A 14,845-nucleotide genomic window follows, 5' to 3' on the forward strand; every position below is an offset into this window, starting at 1 on the left:
GTCCTTTCTGCGGGTAGCGTGATCTCCGCAGAAAGGACGGTCCTGGTCTCGAGACGCGCGTTCACGATCGGCGGCTGCCACGACGACGCGTACCGGCGGCGGCTGCCCGGTCAGCTCGCGTTCCTCGGCCGGCACCTCGCGTCCCGCTGATCCCGCCGGTCAGGCGGGGGCGGCCGGGTCCCCGGCGCGGACCAGCCAGTTCAGCAGCAGCATGACGTCGAGCCGGTCCGCCAGGTCGGAGAACCGGCCGTCGGTCACCTCGGCGATCCGCCGCAGCCGGTAGCGGACCGTCTGCTCGTGGATGTGCAGCCGCTCCGCCGCGATGACCGCGTTGTCGCCGCACTGCAGGTACGTCAGCAGCGTCTCGATCAGGGGCCCGCGCCGCGCCGCCGGAAGATCGAGGAGCGGTCCAAGGACGGTCGCCGCGGTCGCGCCGATCAGCTCCTCGGCGGCGAGCGTCGCCAGTGACGCGACATGGTCGGCGCACCGGACAGGGACGCCCTCCGGAAGCATGCCGCGCTCCACCAAGGTGAGGGCGTGCCGCGCCCAGCGCAGCGACACCGCGCCCTGCCCCAGCGGGACAGCCGGCCCGATCGCGGCCGTGCCGAACCGCCGCAGCACGGGCCACAGCCGGTCCTGGCCCGGCCCCTCCGGATCGGGGACGATCAGGAACGGGACGGCGGCGTCCCAGTCGGCGAGGACGCCCGGCGGCAGGATCCGGCCGCCCGCCGGAGCGCCCGGCGGAAGCGCCACCACCCCGATCCGGCGCGGCGGATCCCACCGGGCCGCGGCCGCCGCCTCCGCGAGCGCCTCCCGCCCCGGGGCGGGCTCGACGACCAGCAGGTCCCGCAGCCGGTCGCGGCGCCGCTGCCGCTCGGTCGCCAGCTGCCCCTGCTCCCGCGCGAAGCCCCGCGCCGCCGCGTCCGCGATCCGCGCGACCAGCATGAACAGCGAGTCCGTCAGCCGCCCGAGCGTCTCCCGCGACCAGCCGAGCCGGTAGGCGTCCATGATGAACCGGCGGCACGCGACCTGGCTGCTGACCCGCATCGCCGTCTGCAGCGGCTCCAGGCCGCGCCCGTTGCGCGCCTCGAGCTCGCCCAGGCGCGTGTACATCTCGGTGATCCGGCGTGCGTCGGCGTCCGGGTGGTCGACCGAGTCGATGAAGAACGCGACGGTCTCGCTGACCGTCTCCTCCATCCGCGCGACGTACTCCGCCTCGCCGCCGCCGGCGTATTCGGGGACCTGCGCGCGGATCTCACGCTCCATCTCGTCGACGGCGGCCTGCAGATGCTGCCGGAGCACATCCGGCAGCTCGGCGGGCATGGCTTCGTGCGACATCCGATGTCCGTTCGGGGCGGGGGGTGGGTCGGGCTCACCTTAGGCAACATCGGGTTCTCTGTCATCACCCTCCCAGGCGCGGGTACCCGGGTGCATCTGAGTAGCCGAGCGGATACCCGGCCACCGGCCCCGGCGCCACCATCGCCCTATGCGCATCATCTGCCCGGGATGCCGGACGCCTCTGCAGCCGGGTCCGCGACCGGCCTGCCCGGTCTGCGACCTGGTCCTGACCGGCCCGGCCGCCGCCGAACTGTGGAACGTGGACGTCCTGCTCCTCGACCTGAACCGGCGGCGCCGGGCACTCCTCGCGGGCCTCTACCGGGCGACGCCCGCTGCCGCCCCTGCCGTCCCAACCGCGGCCGGTGGATTCGCGGGCCGGCCGGGTGCCGCGAAGCCGGATGCCTCCCGGACCACGGCCCGGAACGTGCTGCTCGGCGTGGGCGGGGCGATGCTCGGCGTCGCCGCCGTCGTGTTCACGGTGCTCACCTGGACGACGCTCGGGCCCGGCGGGCGGGCGCTGCTCCTGCTCGGGCTCACCCTGCTGACCCTCTCCGCCGCCGCGGCGGTGGCGCGGCGCGGGCTCACGGCCACGGCGGAGACGGTCGCGCTGCTCGGGCTCCTGCTCGTCCTGCTGGAGGCGTTCGCGGCGCACGCCAGCGGGCTCGCGGGCCTGGACCGGCTGGACGCCCGCTGGTACATGGCCGGGGTGCTGGCCGCCGTCGCGGCCGGCTGGGCCGGGTACGGGCGGGCGGTCGGGCTCCGGCTCGCCCCGCCCGCCGCGCTCCTGGTGGCGCAGCCGGCGCTGCCGCTCGCCGCCGCCGCCCTGGGCGCCGGACCGTCCGGGGCGGCGTTCGCGCTGCTGGCCGTCTCCGCCGGCGATCTGGCCGTCCGGCGCGCCGCCACGCGGACGGCGACGGCGGCGGGGCTCCTCGCGGGCTTCGCGGGGACGGCCCTGGCACTGGCCCACGCCTCGTCCCCGGAACCGGACGCCCACTGGTCCGCGGCCGCCCTGATGGCGGCGGCGGGAATCGCGGCGGCGTGGGCGCACCGGCTCCACCCGGTTCTCGCGGCCCTCTCGGGGGCGCTGCCGCCGGTCGCGGTCGCCACGGTGCTGCCGCTGTCCGGCCGGTGGCTGCCGGCGGGTGCCGCGCTCGCCGCCGTCGCGGCCCTGGCCGCCGCGCGCCTCGCGCCCGCCCGGCTGCGGACGGCCGCGTCGGCGGGCGCGGCGGCCGCCCTGGCGGGATGCGCGGCGTGGATCCTCCCGGCCGCCGGCGCGCAGGCGCTGCGCCCGGCCGCCCGCCTCGCGGCCCCCTGGTCCGGGACGGCGCGCGGCCCCGGCGTGTGGGCGGCGGACCTCGGACCCTGGACATCGGACGCGGCGCCCCTCGTTCTTGCCCTCGTGCTGGCGGTGCTCCTGGCGGCGCGGCTCCGGCAGGCCGCTCCGGCCGTGGCGCTCCTCGTCGTCCTGACCACGCCGGGCCTGCCGTTCGGAGTGCTGCTCGCGCTCGTCCTCGCGGCCGCCGCCGCCCTCGCGGGCTGGGCGGCGCTCGACCGGACGGCCCGCCCGGCCGCCGGGGCGGCGGCGGTCATCGCCGCCTGCTGGGGGGTCGCGGAATCGCTCGCCGTGCAGGAGGCCACGCTGTCGGTGCTGGCGGCGGTGACGGTCATGGCGGCCGCCTTCGCGACGCTGCCGATCCTGCGGGACGGCGCCGCCTCCGTCGCCGTCCTCGCCCTGGCCGGCGAAGCGGCCGCCTCTTGCCTGGCCGCCGGACTGGCCCCCCGGCACGCGGCCTTCCCGATGCTCGCCGCAGCCGCCCTCGGCCTCCTGACCGCCTCCGCCCTCCGCCCCTCCGCCCCTCCCGCCACCTCTGCTCCTCCTGGTGCCTCCGCCCCGCGTGCCGCCTCCGCTTCGCGTGGCGTCTTCGCTCTGCGTGGTGCCGCCTTCGGGATTCCTCCGGTTCCGCGGGGGCGGGCCGGGGGTGCGGTGCGCGGGGTTCCGGTGGAGGTGTCGGCGTGGGTGGCGGCGGTCGCCGGGATCCTGCTGGCGGCCGGGCACGCCGCCGAGTCGAGCCTCGCGCTGGCGGTGGCCGGTGTGCTGGCCTTCGGGTGCGCGGTGCGCGCCGACCGGCGGGCCGCCGCGTGGGCGGGGTCGGCGCTGCTGCTCGCCGCGTGGTGGGTGCGGCTCGGCGCGTCCGGGATCACGGTGCCGGAGGCGTACACGCTGCCGGTGTCGGCGGCGCTGCTCGTGATCGGCCTCGTCCGCCGGTCCCGGGGCACCGCGGGGAACTCCTGGACGGCCTACGGCGCGGGGCTGACCGCGACCCTCGGCCCGAGCCTGGTGGCGGCGTGGACCGACTCCGGAGGCCCCCGCCCCCTCCTGCTCGGCGCGGCGGCGGCCGTGCTCGTCCTGGCCGGTGCGCGCGCCCGGCTGCAGGCGCCGCTCGCGCTCGGCGCGGCGGTCCTGCTGCTGGACGCGGCGCGCTGGCTCGGCCCGTACGCGTGGGAGGCCCTCGCGAAGCTGCCCGGCTGGGTGCCGATCGCCGCCCTCGGCCTCGCCCTGCTGCTGACCGGCGCGACCTACGAGCGGCGGCTGCGCGACCTGCGCCGGCTCCGCGACGCCCTGGCACGCCTCGGCTGAGGCGTCAGCGGACGCCCACGACCCCGTACAGGACGGGCGGGAGCCCCGCCGGGGCGCCCACCTCCGCCACCGGGACGACGCCGGGCGGCAGCGGCGTGAACGGGCCGAGCAGCCGGCGCAGCTCGCCCGCGCCGCGCGGGAACAGCCGGAACCCGCCCGCGGCGCCGCACAGCCGGGCGGCCTCCCCGCACGCGGCGGGCGCGAAGTCGGCCGTCACGTGCGTGATCACCATGGCGCTGCCGGGCGGAGCGGCGGCTCCGAGCGCGGAGACGGGCGTCCACGGGTCGGGGAGGAGGTCCAGGACGGACGAGAACACCAGCGCCACCGGCTCGGCCGGGTCGATCAGCCGGCGCATCTCTGGGCTGGCCAGGATCGCGGCGGGGTCGCGCAGGTCGGCCCGCAGGGCGGCGAGCTCCCCGTCTCCGATCAGCAGCGCCCGCGTGTGCGCGATGACGAGGGGGTCGTGGTCGATGTAGACGCAGCGGGCGCCGGGCCCCGCGAGCCGGTGCAGCCCGGCGGAGGTGGGCAGACCGCAGCCGAGGTCGACGAACTGCCGGATGCCGCGCGCGGTGAGGTCCGCCACCGCCCGCGCGAGGAAGGCGCGTCCGGCACGGGCGGCGGTCGCCGCCTGCGGCAGGGCGGCGAGGACCCGTTCCGCGAGCTCGCGGTCGGCGGCGTAGTTGTCCTTGCCGCCGAGCAGACAGTCGGTCACGCGGGCGCTGGATGGGCCGGTCAGGTCGAGCGGCGGGCCGGCGCGCGGCCGTTCCGCCGCGCGCCCGTGCCGGGGCGCCGGGGGGTGGGGTGCCGGGAAGCCCATGCCGTGTCACCTGCCGCCTGTCCAAGGGAGTGGTGCGGTGGTTCACCTCCGACGGTAGGGGGCCGGGGCGTGCCCGCGCGGGGCGGCGGGCGTGTGCCGGACGTCACCGTGGCCGGATCGGGCCGGGCGGGTTTAGTGCGTGGTCGGGGGTCCGGCGCGGGGATCAGGAACGCGGCGGGCGAGCGGCCGGTCGCGGAACGCGCGCGGCGCGGCGATCATCTGACCGGTTCCGGTCATGACTTTTCCCTGACCGGCGTCTCCGGTGCCCGTCAGGTCCCGATCCTGGCTGCCGCCACATGAGCCACGCCGGGCGGCGGCCTCGCCACGCCGCGACCGTGCCCCGGCGTGGTCGGCGGGGTGTGGGTTCAGGTGCGCATGTAGACGCGGATCGCCGTGCCCTCCGGGCCGGTGTGCACGCGGACGAGGTCGGCCAGGTGGTTGACCAGGAGGATGCCCCGGCCGCCGTGCGGGCTCATCTCGGCGGGGCGGCGGCCCGCGAGCGGGTCGGTGATCGTGCCCGCGTCGCGGATCTCGCAGACGACGTGGCCGTCCTCGGCCCAGATCCGGAGGGCGCCGGAGCCGCCGCCGTGCACGCAGGAGTTGGCGGCGAGCTCGTTGACCGCCAGCTCCAGATCGCCGACGGCTGCGGGGGAGAGGCCGAGGCGTGCCGCGTGCGCGCAGGCGAACTCGCGGACGAGGGGGAGCGCGCCCAGCTCGAAGTGCAGCGCGACGGCGGCCGGGGGCTCGGGCAGCGGCCGGTTGTAGCCGCTGATCACCCGTTCGGGGGCGTAGTCGCCGCTGGGGCGGTCGCCGTCGCGGTCGATGATCAGGGGGTGGGTGACGCGGGCGTCGGCGAGCACGGCGCCGTCGAGGCCGTCCTCGTCGTAGGGGCACAGGATCGACACGTCGCGGCCCTCGAACGCCAGGTTGATCAGTGCCTCGTGCTGGGCGCAGGCCGGGTACTCGGCGGGCGACCGGCCGGGCCAGATCGGCTCGCCGATGATCCGGACGTGGCCGGCCGCCTGCCGGTCGGCGAAGGCGCGCAGGACGCCGGGGATGATGCGGCCGGGGTTGCGGCCCGCGGCGTGCATGTCGATCCAGGTCACGTCGGCCGCGATGTCGGGGACGGCGTTCCGCAGGACGCCGAGTCGCGGGCCGGGGACGGCGACGGCCACGGGCTCCCCGGCGGCGCGGCCGGCGCGGATGAAGGGGACGGTGCCGGCGAGGTACTCGTCGTCGCCGCGGTAGAAGAGCGCGGGATGGTGGAACGTGGCCGCAGGTGCGCCCCGGGGTGTGCCGGGCCTGGCCTTCATCGCGCCGTCACTCCGTTCCAGACAGCCGTCACATGCTCAGGGACGAGGGTACGCGGCGCTGTCCGTGGTCGCGACCACGGAGGTCCGCCGTGTCCGCCGCGGGGAGATCCTCGCAGGTCGGTACCCGTCTCCGCCAGCCGAAAACTCCAATAAGGCGGACATATGCCGTCAACGGGTCGGCTCGTCGGCCTCCACCAGCAGCGCGTCGACGACGTCCGTGAGGCGGCCCCGGCGGCGGTGGGCGGCGCGCTGACGGTCCGCTCCCGTGCCCCGGCGGAGCAGCCGCCGCAGCCCGTGCACGACGTGGTCGAGGTCACCGGCGGCGCTCAGCGCGGGCAGCGCGTGCGCGAGCAGGTCGGCGGCCAGGGCCCGGAACGGGGCGGGCCGGCCGGTGCGCACGTCCACGCCCGTCCCGGCGAGCCCGTCCCGGGCGGCCAGCCAGTACGCGGCGCGCAGCAGCTCCTGGGGCGGGTCGGGCGCGGGCTCGCCCGCGTCGACCGCCACCGCCGCGACCTGCACCAGCGCCCGGACGAGCGCCGCGAACACGGTCGCCTCGGCCGCGGTCGGCGCCACGTCGGCGAGCCGGATCTCGATCGTGGGCAGCCGCGCCGACGGCCGCACGTCCCAGAAGATCGTCCCGGTGTCCATCAGGGCGCCGCAGCCGAGCAGCGTTCCGACCACGTCCTCGTAGTGGGCGTAGGACGCGAAGTGCGGCGGCGGCCCCGCCACCGGCCAGCGCGCCCACGTCAGCGCCCGCCAGCAGGCGTGCCCGGTGTCACGGCCCGCCCAGTACGGCGAGTTCGCGCTGAGCGCCAGCAGCGTCGGGAGCCACGGCCGCAGGTGGTTGCCCACCCGGACGGCGCGGTCCCGGTCGGGCATCTCGACGTGGACGTGGCAGGAGCAGATGCACTGCTCGTCGTCCAGGCCCCGGTAGGTCGCGACGCTGTCGGCGTAGCGGGCGCCCGGGGTGATCGGCGGCGGAAGGAGCTCGCCGAGGACGGGCGTGCCGCTCGCGGCCAGCCGGACCCCTTCGTCCCGCGCGGCCGACGCCATCGCCGCCCGCATGGCCCGGACCTGCTCGGCCAGCTTGGCGAGGTCGTCGCACGGCGGGGTCTTCGCCTCGGCGAGGAAGGCGATGAGCTCGGTGGACGCCCGCTCGCCCAGTTCCCCGGCGGCGGCCCGCTCGACCACGTCCGCGGCGCGGGGCACGACCCGGCGGGAGCGGGGATCGACGACGAAGTACTCTTCCTCGATGCCGAATCGCAGGGCCATCCCACCACCTCGGGTCGCGGCGGCACTCCTCCGACGTTACGTCAGGACTCGAAGAAGTACAGCGACAGCGCGATGAGATGGGTGACGACGACCACGCCCAGACCGAAGAAGAACAGCATCTTGGCCGGGGCGTGCTCGAAGTAGGTGCCCCGCTTCAGCGGACCCATCTCCGCCTGGCGGGCGGCGATCCGCTCCTCGATGGGAGGCCGGCCGAACATCGTCAGTGCTGCGGGTCGTCGACGATGACGTCGGTCATGATGTCGACGGCGAGCGCGATGATCCCGCCGAGGACGGTGATCGCGGCACCCGCGCCGAACATGATCCAGTTCGGGCCCTGGGTGAGGGCGAAACCGCCGATGGTGAAACCGGCGAAGATGATGGCGACGGCGACCCAGGACTTCGGGCGCCCGGCGTGGCTGCCAGTCGACGACATGCGTGAGCTCTACTTTCGCGTTGCGTGGGGGCGTGCGGTCGAACTCTAGCAACGCCCCGCCCGCCGGGCGCCGCGGGGTGCGCGCAGGCCCCGCGCGCCGCGCCCGCCCGTTGACCGGGACCCGCCCACCGGCGCCGAGTACCCGCTCGCTTACGATTCCGGACATGACGGTGCCGCCTGAAGAACTGGAACTGGCCGCCGCCTTCCCCCCGGCCGAACGCGACCGGTGGCGGGAGATGGTGAAGGGGGTGCTGCGCAAGTCCGGCGCGGCGACCGAGGAGACCCCCCTCGACGCGATCGAGGACCTGCTGGCGCGGGAGTCCTACGACGGGGTCGCGGTCCGCGCGCTCTACACCCGGGAGGACGCCCCGTCCGGGCGGCCCGGCCTCGCCCCGTACGTCCGGGAGGTCCGCCCCGAGGGCGAGGGCCTCGCCGGATGGGACGTCCGGCAGCGGCACGCCGACCCCGGCGCGGAGGCGACGCGCGCGGCGATCCTCGCCGACCTCGAGAACGGCGCCACGTCGGTCTGGCTGGAGCTCGGCGACGCGGGCGTCCCGGTCGCCGCCCTCGACGAGGTGCTGCGGGACGTCCTGCTCGACCTCGCCCCCGTCGTCCTGGACGCCGGGGCCCGGACGGGTGAGGCCGCCGAGGCGTTCCTCGCCCTGGCGGCCGGGCGCGGGCAGGCCGCGGCGGTGTCCGGGAACCTCGGCGCCGACCCCCTCGGCCTCCAGGCACGCACGGGAGACCAGGGATCGCTGGACGAGGCGGCCGCGCTGGCCGTCCGGTGCGTCCGCGAGTTCCCGAGGCTGCGGGCGATCGTGGTGGACGGCACCGTCCACCACGACGCGGGCGGGAGCGACGCCGACGAGCTCGGCGCCGCCGTCGCCGCCGGGACCGCCTACCTGCGCGCCCTCACCGGCGCCGGCCTGACCGTGGACGAGGCGTTCGGGCAGATCGAGTTCCGCCTCGCCGTGAACGCCGACCAGTTCGGCTCCATCGCCAAGCTCCGCGCGCTCCGCCGCCTCTGGGCGCGGGTCGCGGAGGTGAGCGGCGCCGCCGACGGGACGTCCGCGCGGATCCACGCCGTCACGTCGTCGGCGATGATGACCCGCCGCGACCCGTGGGTGAACATGCTGCGCACCACGATCGCCGCGTTCGCCGCGGGGGTGGGCGGCGCCGACGCCGTCACCGTCCAGCCGTTCGACGCGCGGCTCGGCCTGCCGGACGGGTTCGCCCGCCGCATCGCCCGCAACACCCAGACGCTGCTGCTGGAGGAGTCGAGCCTCGCCCGGGTCGTCGACCCGGCGGGCGGCTCCTGGTACGTCGAGCGCCGCACCGAGGACCTCGCCGAGGCGTCCTGGGCCTGGTTCACCGAGATCGAGAGGGCCGGCGGGCTCGCCGCCGCCCTCGGCTCCGGCCTGATCGCCGGCCGGCTCGCCGCGACCTGGGAGCGGCGCCGCCGGGACATCGCCCGCCGCAAGGCCCCGCTCACCGGTGTCAGCGAGTTCCCCAACCTCGCCGAGACCCTGCCGGAGCGGGCGCCCGCCCCCGAGCGCCCCGGCGGCGGCCTGCCGGTCGTCACGTACGCGCAGGACTTCGAGGCGCTCCGCGACCGGTCCGACGCCCATGCCGCCGCCACCGGGAGCCGCCCCGCGGTGTTCCTGGCCACGCTCGGCCCGATCGCCGCGCACACCGCGCGCGCGTCGTTCGCCGCGAACCTGTTCCAGGCGGGCGGCATCGCGACGGTCACCGGACCGCCGGAGGAGTTCGCCGCGTCCGGCGCGCCCGTCGCCTGCGTGTGCGGCAGCGACAAGCTGTACGGAGAGGGCGCGGCGGACGCGGCGCGGACGCTCCGCGAGGCCGGTGCCGTGAAGGTCTGGCTCGCGGGTAAGGGAACCTACGAGGGCGTGGACGGCAACGTGTACGCGGGATGCGACGCGATCGGCGTCCTGGAGAGCACCCTCGACGACCTGGGAGTGAACCGATGATCCCCGACTTCAGCGGCGTCGAGCTCGGGCCGCCCGCCCCCGCCGAGGAGGCCGCCAAGCAGTGGCGCGGCGCGGCGTCCGAGGCCACCGGCCGCGAGCCGGACGCCGAGACGTGGGAGACCCCCGAGGGCATCGGCGTCCCGCCCCTCTACACCGCCGACGACCTCGCCGGGCTCGACTTCCTCGGCACCTACCCGGGCATCGCCCCCTACCTGCGCGGCCCCTACCCGGCGATGTACGCGACGCAGCCGTGGACGATCCGCCAGTACGCCGGGTTCTCCACCGCCGAGGAGTCCAACGCCTTCTACCGGCGCAACCTCGCCGCCGGGCAGAAGGGCCTGTCGGTCGCGTTCGACCTCGCGACCCACCGCGGCTACGACTCCGACCACCCGCGCGTCTCCGGCGACGTCGGCATGGCGGGCGTCGCCATCGACTCGATCTACGACATGCGGCAGCTGTTCGACGGGATCCCGCTCGACCGGATGTCGGTGTCGATGACCATGAACGGGGCGGTGCTGCCCGTCCTGGCCCTCTACATCGCGGCGGCCGAGGAGCAGGGGGTGAAGCCGGAGGCCCTGGCGGGGACCATCCAGAACGACATCCTCAAGGAGTTCATGGTCCGCAACACCTACATCTACCCGCCGTCGCCGTCGATGCGGATCATCTCCGACATCTTCGCGTTCACCTCCCAGCGGATGCCGAAGTACAACTCGATCTCGATCTCCGGCTACCACATCCAGGAGGCCGGGGCCACGGCCGACCTGGAGCTCGCCTACACGCTCGCCGACGGCGTCGAGTACATCCGCGCCGGACGCGAGGCCGGCCTCGACATCGACGCGTTCGCGCCCCGCCTGTCGTTCTTCTGGGCGATCGGCATGAACTTCTTCATGGAGGTCGCGAAGCTCCGCGCCGCGCGCCTGCTCTGGGCGAAGCTCGTGAAGGGGTTCGACCCGAAGAACCCCAAGTCGCTGTCGCTGCGGACGCACTCGCAGACGTCCGGCTGGTCCCTCACCGCGCAGGACGTCTTCAACAACGTCGCCCGCACCTGCGTCGAGGCGATGGCCGCGACGCAGGGCCACACCCAGTCGCTGCACACCAACGCGCTGGACGAGGCCCTCGCCCTCCCCACCGACTTCTCCGCGCGCATCGCCCGGAACACGCAGCTGCTCATCCAGCAGGAGTCCGGGACGACCCGCACCATCGACCCGTGGGGCGGCAGCGCCTACGTCGAACGGCTCACCTACGACCTCGCCCGCCGCGCCTGGGGCCACATCACCGAGGTCGAGCGGGCCGGCGGCATGGCGAAGGCGATCGACGAGGGCTTGCCGAAGCTCCGGATCGAGGAGGCCGCGGCCCGCACCCAGGCCCGCATCGACTCCGGCCGCCAGCCCGTCATCGGCGTGAACAAGTACCGGCCGGACGTCGAGGAGGACATCGAGGTCCTCAAGGTCGACAACGCGGCCGTCCGGGCGCAGCAGATCGAGAAGCTGCGGCGCCTGCGCGAGGAGCGCGACGAGGCCGCGGCGCGCGGCGCCCTCGACGCGCTGACCCGCGCCGCCGGGGCCGCCGAGGACGGCACCCGCGACCCCGGCCTCGGCCAGAACCTGCTCGCGCTGGCGATCGACGCGGCCCGCGCGAAGGCGACCGTCGGCGAGATCTCGGACGCCCTGGAGAAGGTGTACGGGCGGCACGCCGCGCAGATCCGTACGATCTCCGGCGTGTACCGGGACGAGGCGGAGGTGGGTTCGGGCGGCGTAGTGAACAAGGTGACGAGCATCGAGAAGGCGCGGGCCGCGACGGCCGCGTTCGAGGACGCCGAGGGCCGCCGGCCCCGCATCCTCGTCGCGAAGATGGGCCAGGACGGCCACGACCGCGGCCAGAAGGTGATCGCGACCGGGTTCGCCGACCTCGGCTTCGACGTCGACGTGGGCCCGCTGTTCCAGACCCCGGCGGAGGTCGCCCGGCAGGCCGTGGAGGCCGACGTGCACGTCGTCGGGGTCAACTCCCTCGCCGCCGGGCACCTCACGCTGGTGCCCGCCCTCCGCGAGGAGCTCGCCGCGCTCGGCCGCGAGGACATCATGATCGTCGTGGGTGGGGTCATCCCGCCGCAGGACTTCGACGAGCTGCGCGCCGCGGGCGCCGCCGCGATCTTCCCGCCCGGCACCGTCCTCGCCGACGCCGCCCTCGGCCTGATCGCGGAACTGGCGGCCGCACTGGGGCACGAGGCCCCTTGAGGTACGGGCTCGAGGAGTACGTGACCGGGGTCCGGGACGGGTCGCGGGCGTGGGTCGCGCGGGCGATCACGCTGGTCGAGTCGACCCGTCCCGACCACCGGGACCTCGCGCAGAGGCTGCTCGTCGAGCTGACCCCGCACACCGGGAACGCCCGCCGGATCGGCATCACCGGCGTGCCCGGGGTCGGCAAGTCGACGTTCATCGACGCGCTCGGCACCGGTCTCACGGCGCAGGGGCACAGGGTCGCGGTCCTCGCCGTCGACCCGTCGTCCACCCGGACGGGCGGCAGCATCCTCGGCGACAAGACCCGGATGGCGCGGCTGGCCGTCGACCCGCACGCGTTCATCCGGCCGTCCCCGACGGCGGGCACGCTCGGCGGAGTCGCCAAGGCCACCCGCGAGGCGATGGTCGTGATGGAGGCGGCGGGCTACGACATCGTCCTCGTCGAGACGGTCGGGGTCGGGCAGTCCGAGACGACCGTCGCCGAGATGGTCGACTCGTTCCTGTTCCTCACCCTCGCCCGCACCGGCGACCAGCTCCAGGGCATCAAGAAGGGCGTCCTGGAACTCGCCGACGTCATCGCCGTGAACAAGGCCGACGGCGACCACGCGATGGAGGCGAAGCGGGCCGCCCGGGAACTGTCCGGGGCGCTGCGGCTGCTGCGCAGCGACGAGCGCGCCCGCGACATCCCCGTCCTGACGTGCAGCGCGCGCGACAACACCGGCCTGGACGAGGTGTGGGCGCGGATCGTCGAGCACCAGGACGCGCTCCGCGGCTCCGGCGAGCTGGAGGCGCGGCGCCGCCGCCAGCAGGTCGGGTGGACCTGGGCGATGGTCCGCGACCGGCTGCTGTCCGACCTGCACGCCCACCCCGCCGTCCGGCGGATCGCCCCCGGCCTCGAGACCGAGGTCGCCGAAGGCACCCTCACCCCCGCGCTCGCCGCCGAACGCATCCTCGCGGCGTTCACCGGCGGCGGATGAGCCCGGGAACGGGTTGCCCCGGGTCCCGGCAGGGCCGGGCGGCCATCCGGTAGAACAGTCGGATGGACGTCATCGCGCTCGATGATCCGACCGACGCGCAGATCCGGGAGTGGCACGGCGTGCTCGCCGCCGTCCATGCGGCCGACCACGCCGGGGAGCCCGCCCCGACCCGGGCGCAGACGGCGGCGCTGCTCCTCGGCGCGGAACCGGGAACCCGGCGGCGCCTGTGGGCCGTGCCCGCCGCCGCACCGGATCACGGCGCCTCCGCCGCGCCCGGCGGCTTCACCGCCGTGCCCGAGGGCGGCTTCGCCGCCGTCGCGCTGCTGCGGCTGCCCGGCGCCCCCGGCGCGGAGCGCCCCGGCGAGATCGACATCCGGGTCCGGCCCGGCCACCGGCGGCGCGGCATCGGCCGCCGGCTGCTGGCCGTCGCCGCCGAGGGCCTGCGCGCCGACGGGCGGACCGGCGTCATCGCGCAGGTGATGGCCGGGACTCCCGCCGTCCCGTTCCTGGAGTCGCACGGGTTCTCCTGCGTGCTGACCGTCCGCGGCATGGTGCTGCGCCTCGGCGACCTCCCGCCCGGCCGCGCCGAGGAGCTGGTCGCCGCGGGCCCGGAGGGCTACCGGCTGGTCCGCTGGCGCGGCGTCGTGCCGGACGAGCACGCCGCCGCCCTCGCCCGCGCCAAGACCGCCATGGCAGACCCCGCCGAGTTCGCGGGCGAACAGTGGGACGCCGAACGCGTCCGCGAGACCGCCGAGGTCGTCGCGAAGCGCGGCGACGACCTCTACACGGTCGCCGCCCTGCGCGGCCCGGTCGTCGCGGGGTTCACCGAGCTGGTCGTCCCGCACGGCGCCGCCGGACGCGCCGCGCAGTACGACACGGCCGTCGCGCCCGAGCACCGCGGGCGGCGGATCGGGCTCTGGGTGAAGGCCGCGATGCTGCGGTGGCTGGCGGAGGAACGCCCCGAGGTCCGCGAGATCGAGACCGACAATGTCGGCGACAACGCGCACATGCTCGCCGTGAACGCGGAACTCGGCTTCCGCGTCGAACGCGAGTCGATGGAGTACCAGGCCGCCGCGGCCGATCTGCCGTCCCTGTCCGCCTGACGAACGCCGCGCATTACCGGGAAAAACACGTTGTGCGCGAGACCCCCGTATCGGCACCCTGATGGAGGTCTTCGGGAAATACCCGGAGACCCGGCGAATTCGCCGGAGCATTCCTTCGTCGTTCATCGGAGAACACCGCGGCGTTAATGCGGATTTCCGGGTTCGAATCCCGGCGAGGGAGCGCAGAGGGGAGGTGGACCCGGTGGCCGTGCTCGTCCTGAACGCCTCGTACGAGCCGTTACAGAAAGTCGACCTGCGGCACGCCATCCGCATGCTGGTGCGCGAGGTGGCCGTCGTGGAGGAGGCGGAGGAGGGCCGGACGATCGGCGCCTTCCCCGTCCCGCGCGTCCTGCGCCTGGTCAGGTACGTCGCGATGCGGTGGCGGCACGGCCGCCGGCCGCCCTGGAGCAAGCGCGGCGTGTACCTGCGCGACCGCGGCCGCTGCTGCTACTGCGGGCGCCGCGGCGACACGATCGACCACGTCCACCCGCAGTCGCGCGGCGGCGGCGACACGTGGGAGAACACCGTCCTCGCGTGCGGCCGCTGCAATAACCGCAAAGGCGACCGCACCCCGGCCGAGGCGGGGCTGACGCCGCGGTGGGAGCCGAAGGTCCCCCGCTGGGAGGATCTGGTCTCCTAAAGCGTGCCGGGGGGCCGCGAAGCGCGGCCCCCTGTAATCTCCTGGTCACACTGCGTGTTTCTCGAAGCGGCCCAGACCAAATGGGCGAT

Annotated in this window: 13 protein-coding genes; 7 read left to right on the forward strand and 6 right to left on the reverse strand. The window is 75.7% G+C overall.

What is annotated here, in order from left to right:
* Positions 1-18 precede the first annotated feature (18 nt).
* Positions 19-150 (forward strand): hypothetical protein, encoded by a 132-nt coding sequence (locus IE99_RS33400; protein ID WP_281176520.1) that lies wholly within the window; start codon positions 19-21, stop codon positions 148-150.
* A gap of 9 nt (positions 151-159) precedes the next feature.
* Here IE99_RS33400 and IE99_RS0111755 read toward each other — a convergent pair whose 3' ends face one another.
* Positions 160-1,338, reverse strand: a complete 1,179-nt coding sequence (locus IE99_RS0111755; RefSeq protein ID WP_030168221.1) for a PucR-like N-terminal domain-containing protein — start codon at positions 1,336-1,338, stop codon at positions 160-162.
* A gap of 148 nt (positions 1,339-1,486) precedes the next feature.
* Here IE99_RS0111755 and IE99_RS0111760 point away from each other — a divergent pair, with 148 nt between their 5' ends.
* Positions 1,487-3,976: an SCO7613 C-terminal domain-containing membrane protein gene (locus IE99_RS0111760; RefSeq protein WP_051712410.1), complete on the forward strand. Its 2,490-nt coding sequence runs from the start codon at positions 1,487-1,489 to the stop codon at positions 3,974-3,976.
* Positions 3,977-3,980: 4 nt separating this feature from the next.
* Here the strand turns inward: IE99_RS0111760 and IE99_RS0111765 are convergent, their stop codons facing one another.
* The 5 genes from IE99_RS0111765 to IE99_RS0111790 form a co-directional block, all read right to left on the reverse strand.
* Complete coding sequence (locus tag IE99_RS0111765; protein ID WP_051712411.1) at positions 3,981-4,793, reverse strand: SAM-dependent methyltransferase; 813 nt, start codon at positions 4,791-4,793, stop codon at positions 3,981-3,983.
* Positions 4,794-5,158: 365 nt separating this feature from the next.
* Positions 5,159-6,106, reverse strand: coding sequence for a sensor histidine kinase (locus IE99_RS0111775; RefSeq protein ID WP_037559204.1), 948 nt, complete (start codon positions 6,104-6,106; stop codon positions 5,159-5,161).
* A gap of 168 nt (positions 6,107-6,274) precedes the next feature.
* Positions 6,275-7,378, reverse strand: coding sequence for a carboxylate-amine ligase (locus IE99_RS0111780; protein WP_030168234.1), 1,104 nt, complete (start codon positions 7,376-7,378; stop codon positions 6,275-6,277).
* 41 nt (positions 7,379-7,419) lie between these two features.
* On the reverse strand, positions 7,420-7,596 hold the full coding sequence (locus tag IE99_RS32400) for a hypothetical protein (RefSeq protein ID WP_169744415.1): 177 nt from the start codon (positions 7,594-7,596) through the stop codon (positions 7,420-7,422).
* Positions 7,597-7,598: 2 nt separating this feature from the next.
* Positions 7,599-7,811 carry an HGxxPAAW family protein gene (locus IE99_RS0111790; RefSeq protein WP_030168237.1) on the reverse strand — a complete coding sequence of 71 codons (213 nt, stop codon included), beginning with the start codon at positions 7,809-7,811 and terminating at the stop codon, positions 7,599-7,601.
* A 164-nt stretch (positions 7,812-7,975) separates the two neighbouring features.
* On the opposite strand from IE99_RS0111790, the gene IE99_RS0111795 reads away from it, so the two are divergent.
* The 5 genes from IE99_RS0111795 to IE99_RS0111815 all read left to right on the forward strand — a co-directional run bounded on the left by IE99_RS0111795 (position 7,976) and on the right by IE99_RS0111815 (position 14,756).
* Positions 7,976-9,799 (forward strand): methylmalonyl-CoA mutase subunit beta, encoded by a 1,824-nt coding sequence (locus IE99_RS0111795; RefSeq protein ID WP_030168240.1) that lies wholly within the window; start codon positions 7,976-7,978, stop codon positions 9,797-9,799.
* Positions 9,796-12,033 carry a methylmalonyl-CoA mutase gene (gene scpA / locus IE99_RS0111800; RefSeq protein ID WP_030168243.1) on the forward strand — a complete coding sequence of 746 codons (2,238 nt, stop codon included), beginning with the start codon at positions 9,796-9,798 and terminating at the stop codon, positions 12,031-12,033. The genes IE99_RS0111795 and scpA overlap by 4 nt, the downstream gene beginning before the upstream one ends.
* Positions 12,030-13,013 (forward strand): methylmalonyl Co-A mutase-associated GTPase MeaB, encoded by a 984-nt coding sequence (gene meaB, locus IE99_RS0111805; RefSeq protein WP_030168245.1) that lies wholly within the window; start codon positions 12,030-12,032, stop codon positions 13,011-13,013. Before scpA ends, meaB begins: the two co-directional genes overlap by 4 nt.
* A 62-nt stretch (positions 13,014-13,075) precedes the next feature.
* Positions 13,076-14,116 (forward strand): GNAT family N-acetyltransferase, encoded by a 1,041-nt coding sequence (locus IE99_RS0111810; protein ID WP_030168248.1) that lies wholly within the window; start codon positions 13,076-13,078, stop codon positions 14,114-14,116.
* 202 nt (positions 14,117-14,318) lie between these two features.
* Entirely contained in the window at positions 14,319-14,756 is a 438-nt protein-coding gene (locus IE99_RS0111815; protein ID WP_030168251.1) for an HNH endonuclease, read from the forward strand.
* The last annotated feature ends 89 nt before the right edge of the window (positions 14,757-14,845 follow it).

Origin of the sequence: Spirillospora albida (assembly GCF_000718255.1) — a bacterium.
Lineage (GTDB): Bacteria > Actinomycetota > Actinomycetes > Streptosporangiales > Streptosporangiaceae > Spirillospora > Spirillospora albida.

Bases quoted from the DNA above. Each gene is read 5' to 3' on its own strand.
- IE99_RS0111755 (WP_030168221.1), bottom strand. From the start codon at position 1,338: ATGTCGCACGAAGCCATGCCCGCCGAGCTGCCGGATGTGCTCCGGCAG.
- IE99_RS0111760 (WP_051712410.1), top strand. From the start codon at position 1,487: ATGCGCATCATCTGCCCGGGATGCCGGACGCCTCTGCAGCCGGGTCCG.
- IE99_RS0111765 (WP_051712411.1), bottom strand. From the start codon at position 4,793: ATGGGCTTCCCGGCACCCCACCCCCCGGCGCCCCGGCACGGGCGCGCG.
- IE99_RS0111775 (WP_037559204.1), bottom strand. From the start codon at position 6,106: ATGAAGGCCAGGCCCGGCACACCCCGGGGCGCACCTGCGGCCACGTTC.
- IE99_RS0111780 (WP_030168234.1), bottom strand. From the start codon at position 7,378: ATGGCCCTGCGATTCGGCATCGAGGAAGAGTACTTCGTCGTCGATCCC.
- IE99_RS32400 (WP_169744415.1), bottom strand. From the start codon at position 7,596: ATGTTCGGCCGGCCTCCCATCGAGGAGCGGATCGCCGCCCGCCAGGCG.
- IE99_RS0111790 (WP_030168237.1), bottom strand. From the start codon at position 7,811: ATGTCGTCGACTGGCAGCCACGCCGGGCGCCCGAAGTCCTGGGTCGCC.
- IE99_RS0111795 (WP_030168240.1), top strand. From the start codon at position 7,976: ATGACGGTGCCGCCTGAAGAACTGGAACTGGCCGCCGCCTTCCCCCCG.
- scpA (WP_030168243.1), top strand. From the start codon at position 9,796: ATGATCCCCGACTTCAGCGGCGTCGAGCTCGGGCCGCCCGCCCCCGCC.
- IE99_RS0111810 (WP_030168248.1), top strand. From the start codon at position 13,076: ATGGACGTCATCGCGCTCGATGATCCGACCGACGCGCAGATCCGGGAG.